The following is a 16,238-nucleotide window of genomic DNA, read 5'->3' on the forward strand; positions in this document are numbered from 1 at the left end:
TGGCCGGGACCCCGCGGGGTCCCGGCCATCGCCGTGTACGTGAAAGCGAGGGCCCTACTGGCGGCCCAGCGCCCGGTAGGTCCAGCCCGAGGCCCGCCAGAAGGTCGGGTCCAGGGCGTTGCGCCCGTCCACGATCCGCTTGCGCGCCACCAGGGCGCCCAGCTCCTCCGGGTCGGCCTCGCGGAACTCCGCCCACTCGGTGAGCAGCAGCACCACGTCGGCGCCGGTGACCGCCGCGCGCATCGACTCGGCGTAGTTCAGCTCCGGGTGCGCCTGGCGGGCCCGCTCCAGCGCGGCCGGGTCGTACACCGTCACCTGCGCGCCCAAAGAGGCGATGGTGGCGGCCACGTCCAGCGCGGGCGAGTCGCGGATGTCGTCGGAGTTGGGCTTGAACGCCGCACCCAGCACCGCCACCCGGCTGCCCGCGAACCCGCCGCCGATCAGCTGGCGGGCGATGTCGATCGTGCGCGCCCGGCGCCGCTGGTTGATGGCGTCCACCTCGCGCAGGAACGACAGCGCGGGCTCCACCCCCAGCTCGTCGGCGCGGGCCATGAACGCGCGGATGTCCTTGGGCAGACAACCGCCGCCGAAGCCCAGGCCCGGGCCCAGGAACTTGCCGCCGATGCGGTCGTCGTAGGACAGCGCCTGCGCCAGCTGGATGACGTCGGCCCCGGCCACCTCCGACACCTCCGCCATCGCGTTGATGAAGGAGATCTTGGTCGCCAGGAACGCGTTGGCCGCCACCTTGACCAGCTCGGCGGTCTGGAGGTCGGTCACCAGGAACGGGACGCCCTCGTCGATCTGCCTCTGCCACAGCGACCGCACGGCCTTCTCGACCCGCGGCGAGTCGGTGCCCAGCACGATCCGGTCGGGGCTCAGCGTGTCCTGCACCCCGAAGCCCTCGCGCAGGAACTCCGGGCTCCAGCCCAGCTCCGCCTCCTCGCCGGCGGGCGCCAGCGCCGCCAGCCGGGCGGCCAGGGTCGCGGCCGTGCCCACCGGCACGGTCGAGCGGCCCACCACCACGGCGGGGCGGGTCAGGTGCGGGGCCAGCCGGTCCACCGCGGAGTTCACGTAGCTCAGGTCGGCGGCGCCCGACTCGTCCTTCTGCGGGGTCCCCACACAGATCAGGTGCAGGTCGGCGAACTCGGCGACCTCGGCGAAGGAGGTCGTGAAGCGCAGCCGCCCCGACTCCAGCCCGGAGACCACCAGCTCCTCCAGCCCGGGTTCGAAGAAGGGCAGCCGACCGGAGCGGAGCATCTCGATCTTGGCCTCGTCGACGTCCAGGCCCAGCACCTCGAACCCCAGCTCGGCCAGGCAGGCCGCGGTGGTGGTGCCCAGGTAACCGGTACCGATGACGGAGACGCGCATACGGTCCGCTTCGATCACTGGTTGAGTCCTTCCTCGCTTTCGTCCGCGCCCGTATCCCATGGTTGTTCCCGTTGAGGGCGGTGAACACCCGGGGGCGGGCGGAAAGGCGGACATGAGTCGGCGTCGGGGGAGACCCGCACGCGGAGCATCACCCTACGCTCCGAGACGTGGCGCACGCCCGAACAGGGCGTGAACACATCAGGCGCTCAGGTTACCGCTGCGTGCGCGGTACCGGACACAGCCCCCTGGAGCGCCTCAATCCCGGCGTTCCGCGCCCTCGTTCAGCGGCGTCCAGCCGTCCTCGCCCCGCGCGAACGGGGTGGTCGTCTTGGCCGGATCGCCCTCCCGCGGCTCCCACACCTCGGTCGCGGGACCGCGGCCGGGGGCCTCGGGAACCGTGTCCCCCACCGGCGGCTCGGGCGGCGTCCCCCTGGGCCCGTCCACGTGTTCCCAGGGGGCGGCCATCATGGCGGGCCCGGCCGGGACCGGGGTGCGCCAGCGGTTCGGCAGGGCCGCCGAGAACACCAGCAGCGCGCCCAGCGGCAGCGCCACGGACACCCCCGGCCCGCCCGGGTACACGAAGCTCTCCGGGTTGAGCCAGGACAGCGCCGACGCCAGCGAGGCCGGGTGCACCGCCGGCCACAGCGCCAGCGCGCTCAGCGGCAGCCCGGCGGCCCCGGCGGCCAGCGGCGAGATCCGGGCCGCCGCCAGGTACGCGCAGCCGCACCCGGCCAGGACCAGCAGCACCGCGGCCGCGACCGTGGCGACCGCCACATCGCCCTCCAGCAGCCCGGGGAGTTCGACCGCCGACCAGGACACACAGATCCACAGCAGGGGGGCCAGGGCGATGCCGACCAGCAGGCCGAGCAGGTGGCGGAGCACGGGAACACCTTCTTTCGCGGGGATCACCCGCAGATGTTGTCCCGGGCGGTCGAGGTGGACAGCGGGGCGTCCCCGGCCGAGGGGGACTCCTCCGGCTCGGGGGCCTCGACCTCCGGGGCGTTGAACGTCGTGTAGTTGAAGCCGATCACGATCTGGATCTCACCGTCCAGGGTGGTGTCCTCCACCACCTCGGCGCCCGGGATCGACCCGGCCACGTACTCGGCGGCCGCGGCGTCGTCGGCGCCGTGCCGGACCTGGGTGGCGGGCACGTCCCGGCTGCTCCAGTCGGAGGCGGCGTCGGGCACCCGGAACCCCGCGCCGGCCAGGGCGCCGTCCAGCGACGCCCCCAGCCCGGGGGTGCCGGTGCCGTTGAACACCCGCACCCGGATGTCGGCCGGGGAGGGGTCCTTCTCCTCCTCTTCCGCGGAGGGCTCGGCGGAGGGCTCGGTGATCGGGCGGTCGGCGTTGATGTCGGCGAACAGCTCGCGCGCGGCGGGCTCGTCCCACAGCAGGGCGACGTCGCCGCGCGGGGTCCAGAAGTCCATGTCGGCGATGGGCACCTGGGTGAACGTCACCTCGGACATGTCCAGATCGCGCATCTGGTAGGCGAGCTGGTTGATGGTGGAGGTGTCCAGCCCCTCGTCGACGGTCACCGACGACAGGGCGCTGTCCAGGAACCGGGTGAGCTTGCCGGGGTCGGACAGGGTCTCGCTGCTCAGCGCCTGGTCCAGCATGGCCGACAGCACCTGCTGTTGGCGGTCGATGCGGTCCAGGTCGCCGCGCGGGGTGGCCCGGGTCCGGGCGAAGGCCAGGGCCTCGGCGCCGTCCACCCGGTGGGTGCCCGCCGCCATGTCCAGCCGCGCCTTGGGGTCGTCGATCGCCTCGGGCAGGCAGACCTCGATGCCGCCGAGCGCGTCGACCACGCCGACGAACCCGGAGAAGTCGACCTCCACGTAGTGGTCGATGCGCACGTCCGTGACCGATTCCACGGTGCGCACCGCCAGCTGCGGGCCGCCGAAGGAGTAGGCGGCGTTGATCTTCTCCTCGCCCTCGCCGGGGATGTCCACCCACAGGTCGCGGGGGACGCCGACGACGGTGATCCGGTCGCGCTCGTGGTTGAGCCGGACCAGCATCATCGTGTCGGAGCGGCGCCCGGGCGTGGAGCCCACACTCAGCGCCGTGCGGTCCTCCTCGGCCAGGGTCTCGCGGCTGTCGGAGCCGATGACCAGGAACGTCAGCCCGCCGGTCTCCTCGGGGCGGTCCCCGTCGGCCAGGCCGCCGAAGACGTCGAAGCGGTTCAGGGCGCCCGACATCCACCCCGTGATCGCCCATGAGGTCCCCGAGGCGAGCAGGACCAGCACGGACAGGAACGACACCACGACCAGGCCCGCGCGGCGCCGGCGGACGGCGGGGGCGGGCACGGTGATCCGGCCGGAGCGGGGGGAGCGCCGACCGTCGGGCGGGACCGGCCGGGACCGCTCACGACGGAACTCGCCGCCGCCCGGTCGATCCCGTCCCCCGTTGTCGTCGTTCATCTGTTGGTCAGAGGTGTGGAAACCCTGCCCTTGCGGGCGGGGAGGAAACACCCCCGTCCCCCTCTCACCGATCCTCGTTCGTGTTTTCGACGACTTCTTCGGTTTTCCTCACACAGGAGCGGCGAGGTCGCTACCGTGCGGAGCATGACCAGGAGAACCGTGAAGCGGGCGTTCAAGTACCGCTTCCACCCCACAGATGCGCAGGCGGCGGTGCTGTCGCGCACGCTGGGCTGTGTGCGCCTGGTCTACAACCTGGCCTTGGACGCCCGAGCAGAGGCGTGGCGCACCGGGCAGCGCAAGGTGTCCTACAACGACACCTCGGCGATGCTCACCGCTTGGAAGAGGACGACCGAGTACGCGTTCCTCAACGACGTGTCGTCGGTGCCGTTGCAGCAGGCGCTGCGCCACCTCCAGCAGGGGTTCGCGAACTTCTTCGCCAAGCGCGCGCGGTACCCGCGGTTCAAGTCGCGCAAGCGGTCGAGGGCATCGGCGGAGTACACCGCCAGTGCTTTCCGCTACCGGAACGGGCAACTGTTCCTGGCCAAGATGGCCGAACCCCTGGACATCGTGTGGTCCCGCCCCCTGCCCGAGGGAGCAACCCCGTCGACGGTGACCGTCACCCGGGATGCCGCGGGCCGGTGGTCCGTGTCGCTGCTGTGCGAGGACACCATCGAGTCCACTCCCGCGCCCAACACCGCGGTGGGGGTGGACGCGGGTCTGACATCCCTGGTCACCCTGTCCACCGGGGAGAAGATCGACAACCCCCGCCACGGACAGCACGACCGCGAACGGCTGGCCAAAGCCCAACGGGGACTCGCCCGTAAGCAGCCGGGATCCGCGAATCGGGCCAGGGCCCGCCACAAGGTCGCCCGCATCCACGCGCGGATCGCCGACCGGCGCCGGGACTTCCTGCACAAACTCACCACTCGACTCGTCCGCGAGAACCAAACGGTCGTGATCGAGGACCTCACCGTCCGCAACATGCTCAAGAACCGAAGGCTCGCCCGCGCCATTTCCGACGCCGCGTGGCGGGAACTGCGCGCCATGTTGGAGTACAAGTGCGCCTGGTACGGACGGGACCTGGTCGTCGTGGACCGGTTCTTCCCCTCGTCGCGCACCTGCGCGGACTGTGGACGGGTCACCGAGGAACTCCCGCTGCACATCCGGACCTGGGCGTGTGCGTGCGGGTTCGTGCATGACCGCGATGTGAACGCGGCCAGAACGTTGGAAGCCGCCGGGCTGGCGGTGCTCGCCTGCGGAGACGATGCAAGACCTCAACGGGGCTCCTTCCCGGCGGGGCGGTCGTCGATGAAACAGGAGACCCGGCGGGCGACCGCCGGACTTCCCCGCCTCTGACGCGGGGAAGAGAAGTCAACTCTTAGGTTGTCACCCGTATCCCCCGCATCGTGTGAGATGTCGATCCTCGGCGTGTTGTTCTCGGCTTGGACCCTCACCGTCGAAATGGGGGAGAAAAGGGGCGAGGGTTCCAGGACGGGCCGAAGGCCCTGACCTGTGGTAATTTGTCGCCGATCTCACCGGTACCCGGCGCCCGCCAGAAGGGCGCACGGGCCCCCGCCACCGGTTCCCTTCCCGGACGCGGACACCTTCATGTCCGTCGTCCCCCTCACGTTCCGGAGAAACCGATGACGCATCCCCCTGTCTCCCCCAAGAACTGGCTCGTCACCGTTCTGCTGTCCTTCTTCCTGGGCTACCTCGGCGTCCACCGCTTCTACGTGGGCAAGATCGGCACGGGCGTCCTGATGCTCATCACCTGCGGCGGCGTGGGTGTGTGGGCCCTGATCGACTTCATCATGGTCCTGCTGGGCAAGTTCAAGGACTCCGACGGCCTGCCGATCACGAACCAGGCCTGACCCGGTCGGCCGCGCCGGACGACCGGCGCGGCCGCCGCCCGCGGTGCAGTACTTTGGACGCGCGCGAGCGTCGACGTCCCGTACTTCCGCCGCGCCGTCCGACACGTCCGATCTTGGGAAGTGCCCGTGTCCTGGCCGCCGGTCTCCGTCGTCATGCCCGTCCTCAACGAAGAGCGCCACCTCGCCGCCGCGGTGGAGCACGTCCTCGCCCAGGAGTACCCGGGCGAACTGGAGGTCGTGCTCGGTGTGGGTCCCTCCGCGGACCGCACCCGCGAGGTCGCCGACGGGCTGGCCGCCGCCGACCCCCGGGTCAAGGTGGTCGACAACCCCACCGGCAGGACCCCCGCGGGCCTGAACGCCGCCATCGGCGCCTCCTCCCACGACATCGTCGCCCGTATCGACGGCCACGCGATGATGCCCTCCGACTACCTCCGCGTCGCCGTGGAGACCCTGGAGGAGACCGGGGCCGACAACGTCGGCGGCATCATGGCCGCCGAGGGCACCACCCCCTGGGAGAAGGCGGTCGCCGCCGCCATGACCTCCAAGGTCGGCGTGGGCAACGCCAGCTTCCACGTCGGCGGCGAGGGCGGCCCGGCCGACACCGTCTACCTGGGCGTCTTCCGGCGTTCGGCGCTGGAGCGCGTGGGCGGCTACGACGAGGCCTTCCTGCGCGCCCAGGACTGGGAGATGAACCACCGCATCCGCGCGAGCGGCGGCGTGGTGTGGTTCCAGCCGCGCATGCGCGTCTCCTACCGCCCGCGGCGCAACGTCAGGCTGCTGGCCAAGCAGTACTTCCACTACGGCCGCTGGCGGCACGTGGTGGCCCGCCAGCACAAGGGCACCATCAACCTGCGCTACCTGGCCCCGCCGGTCGCCCTGGCCGGGGTGGTGCTGGGCCTGCTCGGCGGGTTCCTGTGGTGGCCGCTGTGGCTGGCGCCCGCCGGCTACCTGGCGCTGGTGACCGCCGCGTCGCTGCCGCTGGGCCGCGGCCTGCCCGCCGCCTCGGTGCCGCTCATCCCGGTCGCCCTGGCCACCATGCACATGTCGTGGGGCGCGGGCTTCATCATCAGCCCGCCCGGTCTGGGCGCGGACTCCCGTACCGCACGGGCCTCCCGGGGCGCCGAGGCCTCCTGAACCCGGCGCCGTTCCGGCATGATGGGCCCATGGACGGATTGCACGGGGATCAGGCGGATTGGGGCTTCGACGGCGCGACCGTCGACATCGTCTACAAGAAGACCTGGACCGGCAGCCCGCTCCTCAAGGAGCTGGGCCGGCTGAGCGTACCGGTGGGCGTGATCGCCGGGGTCGAGTTCACCCCCGGCGGCGGGCGCCGCAAGGGGTGGCTGCTCCGGCTCACCCTGCGCGAGCGCATGGACCCCTACGCGGCGGTCGGCGCGATGCTCCGGGACGACCTCCAGCCCTTCCGGCTCACCGGGCCCGCCAAGACCGAGCTGATCGCCGAGTACCTCGCCGACCAGATCCGGTTCGCCGCCGAGCAGACCCCGGGCGAGCCGGACCCGGTGACCGTCACCCGGCTGGTCCCCGCCACACCCCTGCACATCAAGACCTGCGAGGGCACCGCCACCCTGGACGGGTCCACCCTGCGGCTGGTGTGGTCCGGCGACTACGCGAGTACCGCCAAGCGCCGCGCGGGCCGCCGCGAGTACGACCTGTCGGGGATCTCCGGCGTGGACTGGGGGCCGCCGGACGGCTGGGGCTGGGGTTTCCTGCGGGTCGTCCCGGCCGACGGGTCCACGGGGGACGGCCGGCCCAAGCACGACCTGGGCATGCTGCGCTCGGCCGAGGAGGGCGGCGAGAGCCACAGGGCCTTCCTCATGGCCGCCACCGTCACCGCGCACCTGTGGGTGCGCGGCGGCCCGGCCCGGTCGGGGAAGGGCGGCGGCTGGCGGGAGCTCGCCCTGGGCACGGTCCGCGCGCTGACCGGCGCGCCCGTGTTCCCCGGGGCGGACACCTCCGAGGGCGCCCCCGAGGACGCCGCGGAGGATTCGGGGCGGGAGGCTCCGCGGGAGCCGGGCGGCCCGGACGCACCGGCCGTGGGGCGCGGCCCCGACACCGCGTGGATCTTCACCCAGATCGAACGCCTGGGGGAGCTGCACGCCAAGGGGCTGCTCACCGACGAGGAGTTCACCGCCAAGAAGGCCGAACTCCTCGACCGGATCTGAGCCGCCCGGGACCCGGGGCCGGGCCCCGGGACCGGGGCCCCGACCACGACCCCGGCGTTCAGGCCGCCCCGTCGACCTGTGCCTCGCGCAGCGCGGCCACCGCCCCGGGCACGTCGTCCACCACCACCGCGTCCATCCCGGCGGCCGCGAACATCGCCGCGTCGTCCGGGTCGGGGCACCACGAGGCCACCTCCAGGCCCGCCTGGTGGGCCAGGTCCACGGTGTACTCCACCGAGCGCCGCCCGGGCAGCGGGCCGTCCTCGGTCAGCCCGAACGACCGCACGTCCACCGCCACGATCGGGCAGCCCAGCCCCACCGCGCCCGCGACCGCCTGGTCCAGCGGGTTGCGCACGAACGGCATCCACGCCGTGGGCACCCGCGGGGCGCCCTCGTGGACGGCCAGCAGCACCCCGGGGTCGAACGAGCACACGAACACCCGGCGGCGCTCGGCCTCCCGGCGCAGGTACGGCATCAGCAGCGCGGTGGTCCGCCGGGCGGGGGCGTCCACGGCGTCCTCCATCACCGTCTTGACGTCCACGTCCAGGCCCACCTGCCGGGGGATGGCCGCCAGGCCCTCCTCCAGGCCCACGAGCCCGGCCTGCGCGCACTCGGCCGCGGTCAGGTCCACCACCGCGCGCCCGTCGTCCAGCGCGGCGTTGTGGTAGAGCACCAGCTCGTCGTCGGCGGTGCGGCGCACGTCGATCTCGATCCAGTCGGCCCCGGCCGCGGCCGCCGCCGCGAAGGACTCGGGGGTGTTCTCGCGGGCCTGGTCGACCACGCCGCGGCCCACGCCGCGGTGGCCGATGACCTCGGTCGCCCGGCCGAAGACCCCGCTCACCGTGCCGCCTCGCTCAGCAGGGCGTCCCCCCGGGACCGACGCAGCAGCGCTTCGGCCACCTCCACGTCGCCGGGGTTGGTCACCTTGATGTTCGCCTCTTCGCCCGGCACGATCCGGACCTCCTTCTCGGGCAGGTAGCGGAGCACCACTCCGCAGTCGTCGGTGGCGACCAGGCCGGGGTCGGCGGTCGCCAGTTCGTAGGCGCGGCGCACCGTTCCCAGCCGGAAGCCCTGGGGGGTCTGCATGCGGCGCAGCGAGGAGCGCGCGGGGACCTCGGCGATCGCCTCGCCGTCGGGGCCCGCGACCACGCGCACCACCGTGTCGGCGCTGGGCACCGCCACGCCCACGGCGTCCGCCCGGGCCAGCGCGGCCACACAGGCGGAGATGACGGCGGGGGAGACCAGGGGCCGGGCCGCGTCGTGCAGCAGCACGAGGTCGTCGTCGGCGGCGCCGGCCACCGCGGCCAGGGCCGCCACGGAGGTGTCGGTGCGGGTGGCGCCGCCGGGCAGGACCCGGGTCACCTTGGCGAACCCGGCGTCGGCCAGCAGCCCCTCCACCCGGGGCACGTACTCGTCCACCATGAGCACGACGATCTCGTCCACGTCGGGGCACTCCTCGAACGCGGCGACCGCGTGTTCCAGGATCGTCCGCCCGGCCAGCGGCAGGAACTGCTTGGGGGTGCCCGCGCCCATGCGCGCCCCGACCCCGCCGGCCAGGACCGCCGCGATCACCCGCGGGCGCCCGGCGCCGTTCGCCTCGTCCACCGATCTCCTCCTCGTGGTCGGTTTCCCCATCGATGGCAAACCGATAGCGCAGGTACACGGAACGGAAGGTGACATCGCGCGGACGCCACGGTTCCGACCCCCGGAGGGAACACCCGTGGTCAGAGCGGCCCAGGTGTTACACAGGTGTTTCCGCCTCCTACGAGCCGAGGCTAGCCGACCGGGTCCGGCCACGCGTGGTCACGGTCCGGCCACGGATGCGCGGCAGGTTGGTGGGCGCGCCCCGTCCGTCGCAGCGGTAATCTATGCACGCCTGTTCAACGTGCCCGGTCCGACCGCAATGCACCGCGGTCGTCGAGCCGGGCGCGGTCCGTGACATCCCCCGGTCGCCCGGACACGTCCCCCCGTTTCCCCGGTCGTCGTCCGGCCGGGGCCGTGGATCGCGCGTGTCGACCGGTGCGCGCAGGCACGAGAACCCACCTGTCCGGTGGCGCGAGCGTGGACCGGACGGCAATTCTTTCGATCCTTGGAGGTGGCGGTGGCGTCAAGGGCGCTGGCCGTCTGGGAGCACCGGAAGGTCGTCGGCCTCCTGGTCCGGCGTGACCTGAAGGTCAAGTACCAGCAGTCGATTCTCGGATACGCCTGGACGATGTTGGAGCCGCTGGCTCTGACCCTGGTCTACTTCTTCGTCTTCGGGGTCATCCTGGGGGCCGACCGCGGCATGCCCGCGGGCGCGGCGGAGTACGGCGGCTTCCTCCTCTTCCTGGTGGCCGGCATCCTGCCGTGGAACACCTTCGGGGCGATCCTCAGCGAGGCCCCGCGCGCGATGATCACGCACTCCAAGCTGATCACCACGATGAAGGTGCCGCGGGAGATCTTCCCCACGGCCACGGTGGGCACCAAGTTCATCGAGTACCTGCTGACCTGGCCGATCCTGATTCTTTTCGTGATCTTCCTGGGCGGCCGCCCCTCCTGGGAGGGACTGCTGGTCTGGCTGCCGCTGGCGATCCTGCTCCAGTTCACCATCGGCCTGGGCCTGACGCTGCTGCTGTCCTCGATCAACGTGCTGGTGCGCGACGTGGAGCGGCTCGTGCGCATCGCCTCCCGCATCCTGTTCTACGGATCGGCGATCCTGTACCCGGCGTCCATGGTCCTGGACTCGCCCCGGGTGCCGGACTGGCTCCAGATCGCCTACCAGATGAACCCGCTGCTGGGTATCTTCGAAATGCACCGTGCGGTGTGGTTCGCCGGGTTCGAGGAACTGACCCCGGGTCCGATCGCGATCACCTCCGCGGTGGTCGGTTCCCTGCTGATGCTGGTCATCGGATACTGGACGTTCCGCCGCCTGGAGATGTCCGTTCTGAAGGAGTTGTGATGGCGCAGACCGACTACGGCACCGACCTGGCGAACGGCCCGGTCATCGAGGCCAAGGGTCTCGGTGTCAAGTTCGCGGTCAACCGCCGTCGCAAGCGCAGCCTGCGTGAGATGTTCATCCACGGCACCAAGCGCGACCCCAACGCCGAGGGCGACGAGTTCTGGCCGCTGCGCGACGTGTCCTTCGAGGTCGCCCGCGGCGACTGCGTCGGCATCGTCGGCAAGAACGGCACCGGCAAGTCCACCCTGCTCAAGATGATCGCCGGGGTGCTCATCCCCGACGAGGGGCAGGTGCAGGTCCGGGGCAAGGTCGCGCCGCTGCTGGAGCTGCGCGCGGGCTTCAACGACAACCTCACCGGCCGCGAGAACGTGTACCTGGTCGGCTCGCTGCACGGGATGACCGAGAAGCAGATCGACGAGCGCTTCGAGGAGATCATCGACTTCGCCGAGATCAAGCCGAAGTTCGTGGACACCCCGGTGCGCCACTACTCCAGCGGCATGAAGGTGCGGCTGGGCTTCGCGCTGATCTCCCAGCTGGAGCACCCGATCATGCTGGTCGACGAGGTGCTGGCGGTGGGCGACAAGGCGTTCAAGCGCAAGTGCTACGAGGCCATCGAACGGATGCTGGCCAACCACCGGACCATGGTGCTGGTCTCGCACAACGAGGGCGACCTGCGCCGGTTCTGCAACCGCGGCCTGTACATCAAGGGCGGGTCGCTGGCGCTGGACACCGACATCGACGCCGCGCTGGCCGCCTACAACGAGGACACCAAGGCCGAGATCGCCAAGCGCAAGAAGGCCGAGGAGGCCAAGAAGCAGCGCGCGGAGGAGGCCGAGAAGAAGGCCGGGGAGGGCAAGGACGGCGGCCAGGCCGCCTGATCCCACGACTGCTTTCGGCCCGAAGCGAAGCGGAGGGCCAAAGAAGTAAAGTTCGCGAGGGCGCCCACGGGGTTCTGGAGTCCCGGAGCGAACGTCCGAGGAACGAGGATGTGAGCGGAGTGGGCGAAGGTTCCCGTTCCCCGGGTGCCCTCGCACGGCCCGAAGCGAAGCGGAGGGCCAAAGAAGTACAGTGCGCACCGCCGGAGGATTCCGGCGGTGCGCACTTTGTCATCTAGACCCGACCGAAACACCGGTACGCCGCTCCGAACAGGCCAAACGGACACCACTGGCGTGTCAGTGATTGATTGACCACAGAGCGTGGGCGACGGTTGCTCTCACCGAGAATCCGAGAGGGACACGTCCATGGCCAACGGCACCGTGGCGCGCTCGACCGCGCGCCTCCTCGAACGCAGGCACGTCACCCGGGCGGGGATGAGCCGGATCGCCGTGATGGTCTCCGTCGTCGCCGCCGTCTGGTTCACCCGCCCGGACACCGTCGGCGGGCTGGCCGGCTCGGCCTTCCTGGTGGCGGTGCTGTTCTGCGACTCCGTCCGCGACCGCATGCGCGCCGGTCGCTACGACGCCCTCACCCTGTGGCTGGCCGCCATGCTCTCCCAGCTGCGCGAGTACATCGTCTACCTGGGCCTGGCCGTGGGCGCCGTGCTGGCCGGGATCGGCGGGGCCTGGGGGTGGGCGGCCGGGGCCCTGGTGGCCCTGGCACTGCGCGACGCCCTCCTGGTGGCCCGTGAGGCGCCGCCCGCGCCCCCGCCGCCGTCCCGCCGCGGCCGGACCGGCGGCGGTCCGCGCGGTGGCGCACCGGCGCCCGCGGCGGTCGGCCTGATCCCGCGCCCGGCCACCGGCGGCCACGACCGCGACAGTGCCGCCACCCCGTCCGGCCACACTCAGTCCGATCGCACTCTGCCCGATCACACCCCGGCGCGGCCGGGGCCCGCACCCGCCCCGGAGGCCGGCCCCGGGGAATCCGCGGAGCCCGCGCGGCCCCGCCCCGCCGCCTCCCCGGGACCCGCGGTCCGGCGGCGGGCGCCCGCCGCCGAGCTCGCCCGGCGGCTGCTCGTCTTCCCCCAGCCCGTCCGCTTCCTCGCGATCGCCGTCACGGCCACGCTGTGGGACCCGCGGATCTCCTTCGTCACGCTCATCGTCGGCTGCGCCATCGCCATCACCACCGCGCTCGTCGACCCCGTCACCGCGAACGGGGGGCGGCGGTGAACCGCGCACAGGACCCCGCGGACGTCCCCACCACCGGCCCGGACCTGCGGCGGCTCCGTGACGACGGTCACTTGTGCCGCCTGCTGGGCCGCATCGCACCGGGCCTGATCCCACCGCTCCCGACCGCGCTGGCCGCGGCCCTGATCGTGCTCGTCCTGCTGGTAGCGGATCGCGGACATCCGGCAGGCATTACCCTGTTCGCACCGGTCGCTGCCCTACTTCTGTCCGGAACGGCCTCGGGACACCCCCACGACGGACGGTTCGACCGACTCGTACCGCCCGTCCTGCGCGTCATGGAGTACGCGTACCTGATGGTCGTGGGGCTCGCGACCGGTGTACCCGGTCCCCTGGTGTTCGTACTCTTGATGGTGGTCGCCTGTCATCACCGCGACGACGCGGCCCGCCCCCCGGTCGGTGTGGCCAGGTCGTCGCGGACGCGCGCGGCCGCCCTCGGCTGGGACGGGCGCATGCTCGTCATCGCGGCGGGGAGTGCGCTGCACGTGCTCACCCCGGTCTACGGCATACTCGCCGCATACCTGGCGGCACTGCTCGTCACCGAGGCCGTGCGCACCTGGAGCGCCACGCCGGTGACCGACGTGCCTCCGGCTGGTGCCGTCCCCGACGACGGTGCCGGGCCCGGACACCCCCGGCCCGGGTACGGCCAGGAAGGCGACCCCGCACCGGTCGCCGGAACGAACGGGGAGGCGTAGACCTCCCCGCTAAGGAGGAACACGCCCGCATGCTCGGAATGGTTCTCGCGGCAGGGGCGGGGCGGCGACTGCGCCCCTACACCGACACGCTGCCCAAGGCCCTGGTGCCCGTCGACGGTGAGACGACCATCATGGACATCTCGCTGCGCAACCTGGCCGCGGCCGGGCTGACCGACGTGGTCGTGGTCGTGGGTTACCGCGCGGAGGCCGTGGAGGCCCGCAAGGAGGCGCTCGAAGAGCGCCACGGCGTCAAGCTCACCCTCAGCTACAACGACAAGGCCGAGGAGTGGAACAACGCCTACTCCCTGTGGACCGCGCGCGAGTTCTTCTCCGAGGGCGTCCTCCTCGTCAACGGTGACACCGTGCACCCGGTCGGTGTCGAGGAAACGCTACTCGCCGCCAGGGGTCCGGAACTCCTCCTCGCGGTGGACAACGTGAAAAGCCTCGCCGACGAGGAGATGAAGGTGACCCTCGACGAGGACGGCCACCTCGCCACCATCACCAAGCTCATGGACCCGGCCACCGCCGCCGGCGAGTACATCGGCGCCACCCTCCTGGAGGGCTCCCTGGACGCCCGCCTCGCCGACGCCCTCAAGGCCACCTGGGAGCGGGACCCCCAGCTCTACTACGAGGACGGCTACCAGGAGCTCGTCCGCCGCGGTGAGAAGGTCTCCATCGTCCCCATCGGCCAGGTGGACTGGGTCGAGGTCGACAACCACGACGACCTGGCCAAGGCTCGGGAGATCGCGTGCCGCTACTAGCCCGCATGCTGCCCTCGCCGATCTCCATCGACGTCCGGCGCGGGGCCATCGCCTCGCTCGGCTCGGTGCTCGCCGACCGGCGCATCGCCAACGAGGGCCGGATCGCCGTCGCGGTCGGCCCCGGCCAGGGCGAGCAGATCGCCGCCGACCTCGACCTGCCGCACTGCGAGGTGTTCCGGGTCGACGAGGGCACCGTCGACGCGGCCAACGAGCTGGGCAGGAAGCTCCGCTCGGGCGCCTACGAGGCGGTCGCCGGGATCGGCGGCGGCAAGACCATCGACGTCACCAAGTTCGCCGCCACCATGGCCGGCATCCCGATGGTGGCGGTCGCCACCAACCTGGCCCACGACGGCATCGCCTCCCCGGTCAGCTCCCTGGAGCACGAGGGCGGCAAGCCCTCGATCGGGGTCACCATGCCCATCGCCGTGGTCATCGACGTGGACTACGTCCGTGCCGCGCCCTCCCACCTGGTGCGTTCGGGCATCGGCGACGTGGTCAGCAACATCTCGGCCATCGAGGACTGGGAGCTGTCCGGGCGGACCAACGGCGAGCCGGTCGACGGCATGGCCGTCACCTTCGCCCGGGTCGCCGCCGAGGCGATCCTGCACCGGCCCGACTCGATCGACTCCGACGCGTTCCTCACGGTCCTGGCCGAAGGCCTGGTCCTGTCCGGGATGGCCATGTCGGTCGCCGGGTCCAGCCGGCCCGCCAGCGGCGCCTGCCACGAGATCCTGCACGCCGTCACCCAGCTGTACCCGGGCAAGGGGAACCACGGCGAGCTCGCCGGTCTGGGCGCGCTGTACGCGTCCTACCTGCGGGTCCGCCACCTGGGCTGGTCCGAGGCGCGGATGGGCGAGATCCGGGACTGCCTGGTCCGCCACGGGCTGCCCGTGGTGCCCGCCGACGTCGGCCTCTCCGACGAGGAGTTCGCGCGGGCCGTGGTCCACGCGCCGGACACCCGTCCGGGCCGGTTCACCATCCTGGAACACCTCGGCCTGTCCGAGAGCGAGATCGGACGGAGCGTCGCCGACTATGTCAAGACCGTCGGTCGCTGAGGTCCGCGCGGGCGGCCAGCCCGCGGGGATCAAGGAGAGAACCAACGAGGAGCACTGGGCGGGCCGCCTCTACATGAGGGACATCTCGCCCTACGTCAGCACCTTCTTCGTCCGGCTGGGCGTGCCGCCGAACCCCATCACCTACCTGATGATGGCGTTCGGCGTCCTGGCCGGCGTGGTGGTCGCCTTCGGCGGCCTGTGGTCGGCCCTGGTGGCCGCGCTGATGATCCAGATCTACCTGCTGCTGGACTGCTCCGACGGCGAGGTCGCCCGGTACACCGGCCGCACCAGCGTCACCGGGATCTACCTGGACCGGATCGGGCACTACGTGGCCGAGATCGCGCTCCTCATCGGCCTGGGCGTGCGCGCCCAGGGCGGTCTGGAGCCGGGCGGCTGGGTGATCCTGGGCATGGTCGGCGCGATCGGGGTGGCCCTCATCAAGGCCGAGACCGACAACGTCGTGGTGGCCCGCGCCAAGGCGGGGCTGCCCGAGAAGCTGACCGACGAGGCGATGCGCCCGCGCTCGTCCGGGCTGAGCCTGGCCCGGAGGCTGGCGTCCGCCCTCAAGGTGCACCGGCTGATCCAGGCCGTCGAGCTGTCCCTGATCGTCGTCGTGGCCGCGGTGGCGGACCTGTTCCTGGGCGACCTGCTCGCCACCCGGGTCCTCATCGCCGCCTGCGCCGCCGTGGCGGTGCTCATGAGCTTCGCGCACTTCGTGAGCGTGGTGGCCTCGCGCCGCCTCGAATAACGCGTCGATGACGTTCGCGTCACATACGGGGCCGTGGCCATTACCCCGTCCACGGCCCCGTACACCGGGCTTTTATTCTTTCGTT

General features: G+C 71.9%; 16 protein-coding genes. 11 read left to right on the forward strand and 5 right to left on the reverse strand.

Annotation, left to right across the window (positions count from 1 at the left end):
• Nucleotides 1-54: 54 nt before the first annotated feature.
• The 3 genes from ACJOT3_RS04185 to ACJOT3_RS04195 form a co-directional block, all read right to left on the reverse strand.
• Nucleotides 55-1,386, reverse strand: coding sequence for a UDP-glucose dehydrogenase family protein (locus ACJOT3_RS04185; protein ID WP_406968946.1), 1,332 nt, complete (start codon nt 1,384-1,386; stop codon nt 55-57).
• 237 nt (nt 1,387-1,623) lie between these two features.
• The gene (locus tag ACJOT3_RS04190; protein ID WP_406968948.1) at nt 1,624-2,250 is read right to left on the reverse strand and encodes a YIP1 family protein; all 627 of its coding nucleotides are present in this window, start codon (nt 2,248-2,250) and stop codon (nt 1,624-1,626) included.
• A 23-nt stretch (nt 2,251-2,273) separates the two neighbouring features.
• Complete coding sequence (locus tag ACJOT3_RS04195) at nt 2,274-3,785, reverse strand: LCP family protein (RefSeq protein ID WP_406968950.1); 1,512 nt, start codon at nt 3,783-3,785, stop codon at nt 2,274-2,276.
• Nucleotides 3,786-3,929: 144 nt separating this feature from the next.
• Between ACJOT3_RS04195 and ACJOT3_RS04200 the strand changes: the two genes are divergently transcribed.
• The 4 genes from ACJOT3_RS04200 (at nt 3,930) to ACJOT3_RS04215 (ending at nt 7,839) form a co-directional block, all read left to right on the forward strand.
• Nucleotides 3,930-5,141: an RNA-guided endonuclease InsQ/TnpB family protein gene (locus ACJOT3_RS04200; RefSeq protein WP_406968952.1), complete on the forward strand. Its 1,212-nt coding sequence runs from the start codon at nt 3,930-3,932 to the stop codon at nt 5,139-5,141.
• Between the two features lie 287 nt (nt 5,142-5,428).
• Nucleotides 5,429-5,656 (forward strand): TM2 domain-containing protein, encoded by a 228-nt coding sequence (locus ACJOT3_RS04205; RefSeq protein ID WP_406968954.1) that lies wholly within the window; start codon nt 5,429-5,431, stop codon nt 5,654-5,656.
• A gap of 126 nt (nt 5,657-5,782) precedes the next feature.
• On the forward strand, nt 5,783-6,790 hold the full coding sequence (locus tag ACJOT3_RS04210; protein ID WP_406968956.1) for a glycosyltransferase family 2 protein: 1,008 nt from the start codon (nt 5,783-5,785) through the stop codon (nt 6,788-6,790).
• A 29-nt stretch (nt 6,791-6,819) separates the two neighbouring features.
• Nucleotides 6,820-7,839 (forward strand): DUF4429 domain-containing protein, encoded by a 1,020-nt coding sequence (locus ACJOT3_RS04215; protein ID WP_406968958.1) that lies wholly within the window; start codon nt 6,820-6,822, stop codon nt 7,837-7,839.
• A gap of 58 nt (nt 7,840-7,897) precedes the next feature.
• Here the strand turns inward: ACJOT3_RS04215 and ACJOT3_RS04220 are convergent, their stop codons facing one another.
• A complete protein-coding gene (locus ACJOT3_RS04220; protein WP_406968960.1) occupies nt 7,898-8,677 on the reverse strand; it encodes a glycerophosphodiester phosphodiesterase in 780 nt (259 codons plus the stop codon).
• Nucleotides 8,674-9,441, reverse strand: coding sequence for an IspD/TarI family cytidylyltransferase (locus ACJOT3_RS04225; RefSeq protein ID WP_406968962.1), 768 nt, complete (start codon nt 9,439-9,441; stop codon nt 8,674-8,676). The genes ACJOT3_RS04220 and ACJOT3_RS04225 overlap by 4 nt, the downstream gene beginning before the upstream one ends.
• A gap of 484 nt (nt 9,442-9,925) precedes the next feature.
• On the opposite strand from ACJOT3_RS04225, the gene ACJOT3_RS04230 reads away from it, so the two are divergent.
• From ACJOT3_RS04230 to ACJOT3_RS04260, 7 genes are all read left to right on the forward strand, one after another.
• Nucleotides 9,926-10,774, forward strand: coding sequence for an ABC transporter permease (locus ACJOT3_RS04230; protein WP_406968964.1), 849 nt, complete (start codon nt 9,926-9,928; stop codon nt 10,772-10,774).
• On the forward strand, nt 10,774-11,652 hold the full coding sequence (locus tag ACJOT3_RS04235; RefSeq protein WP_406968966.1) for an ABC transporter ATP-binding protein: 879 nt from the start codon (nt 10,774-10,776) through the stop codon (nt 11,650-11,652). The genes ACJOT3_RS04230 and ACJOT3_RS04235 overlap by 1 nt, the downstream gene beginning before the upstream one ends.
• A 363-nt stretch (nt 11,653-12,015) precedes the next feature.
• Complete coding sequence (locus ACJOT3_RS04240) at nt 12,016-12,879, forward strand: hypothetical protein (protein ID WP_406968968.1); 864 nt, start codon at nt 12,016-12,018, stop codon at nt 12,877-12,879.
• Nucleotides 12,876-13,589: a DUF5941 domain-containing protein gene (locus ACJOT3_RS04245; RefSeq protein ID WP_406968970.1), complete on the forward strand. Its 714-nt coding sequence runs from the start codon at nt 12,876-12,878 to the stop codon at nt 13,587-13,589. Before ACJOT3_RS04240 ends, ACJOT3_RS04245 begins: the two co-directional genes overlap by 4 nt.
• Nucleotides 13,590-13,618: 29 nt before the next feature.
• Complete coding sequence (locus ACJOT3_RS04250; RefSeq protein WP_406968972.1) at nt 13,619-14,350, forward strand: phosphocholine cytidylyltransferase family protein; 732 nt, start codon at nt 13,619-13,621, stop codon at nt 14,348-14,350.
• A 5-nt stretch (nt 14,351-14,355) separates the two neighbouring features.
• Nucleotides 14,356-15,405: an iron-containing alcohol dehydrogenase family protein gene (locus ACJOT3_RS04255; protein WP_406969025.1), complete on the forward strand. Its 1,050-nt coding sequence runs from the start codon at nt 14,356-14,358 to the stop codon at nt 15,403-15,405.
• A complete protein-coding gene (locus ACJOT3_RS04260; protein ID WP_406968974.1) occupies nt 15,383-16,153 on the forward strand; it encodes a CDP-alcohol phosphatidyltransferase family protein in 771 nt (256 codons plus the stop codon). Before ACJOT3_RS04255 ends, ACJOT3_RS04260 begins: the two co-directional genes overlap by 23 nt.
• Nucleotides 16,154-16,238: the final 85 nt, after the last annotated feature.

Source organism: Nocardiopsis protaetiae, assembly GCF_045446735.1.
GTDB classification, from domain to species: Bacteria; Actinomycetota; Actinomycetes; order Streptosporangiales; family Streptosporangiaceae; genus Nocardiopsis; species Nocardiopsis protaetiae.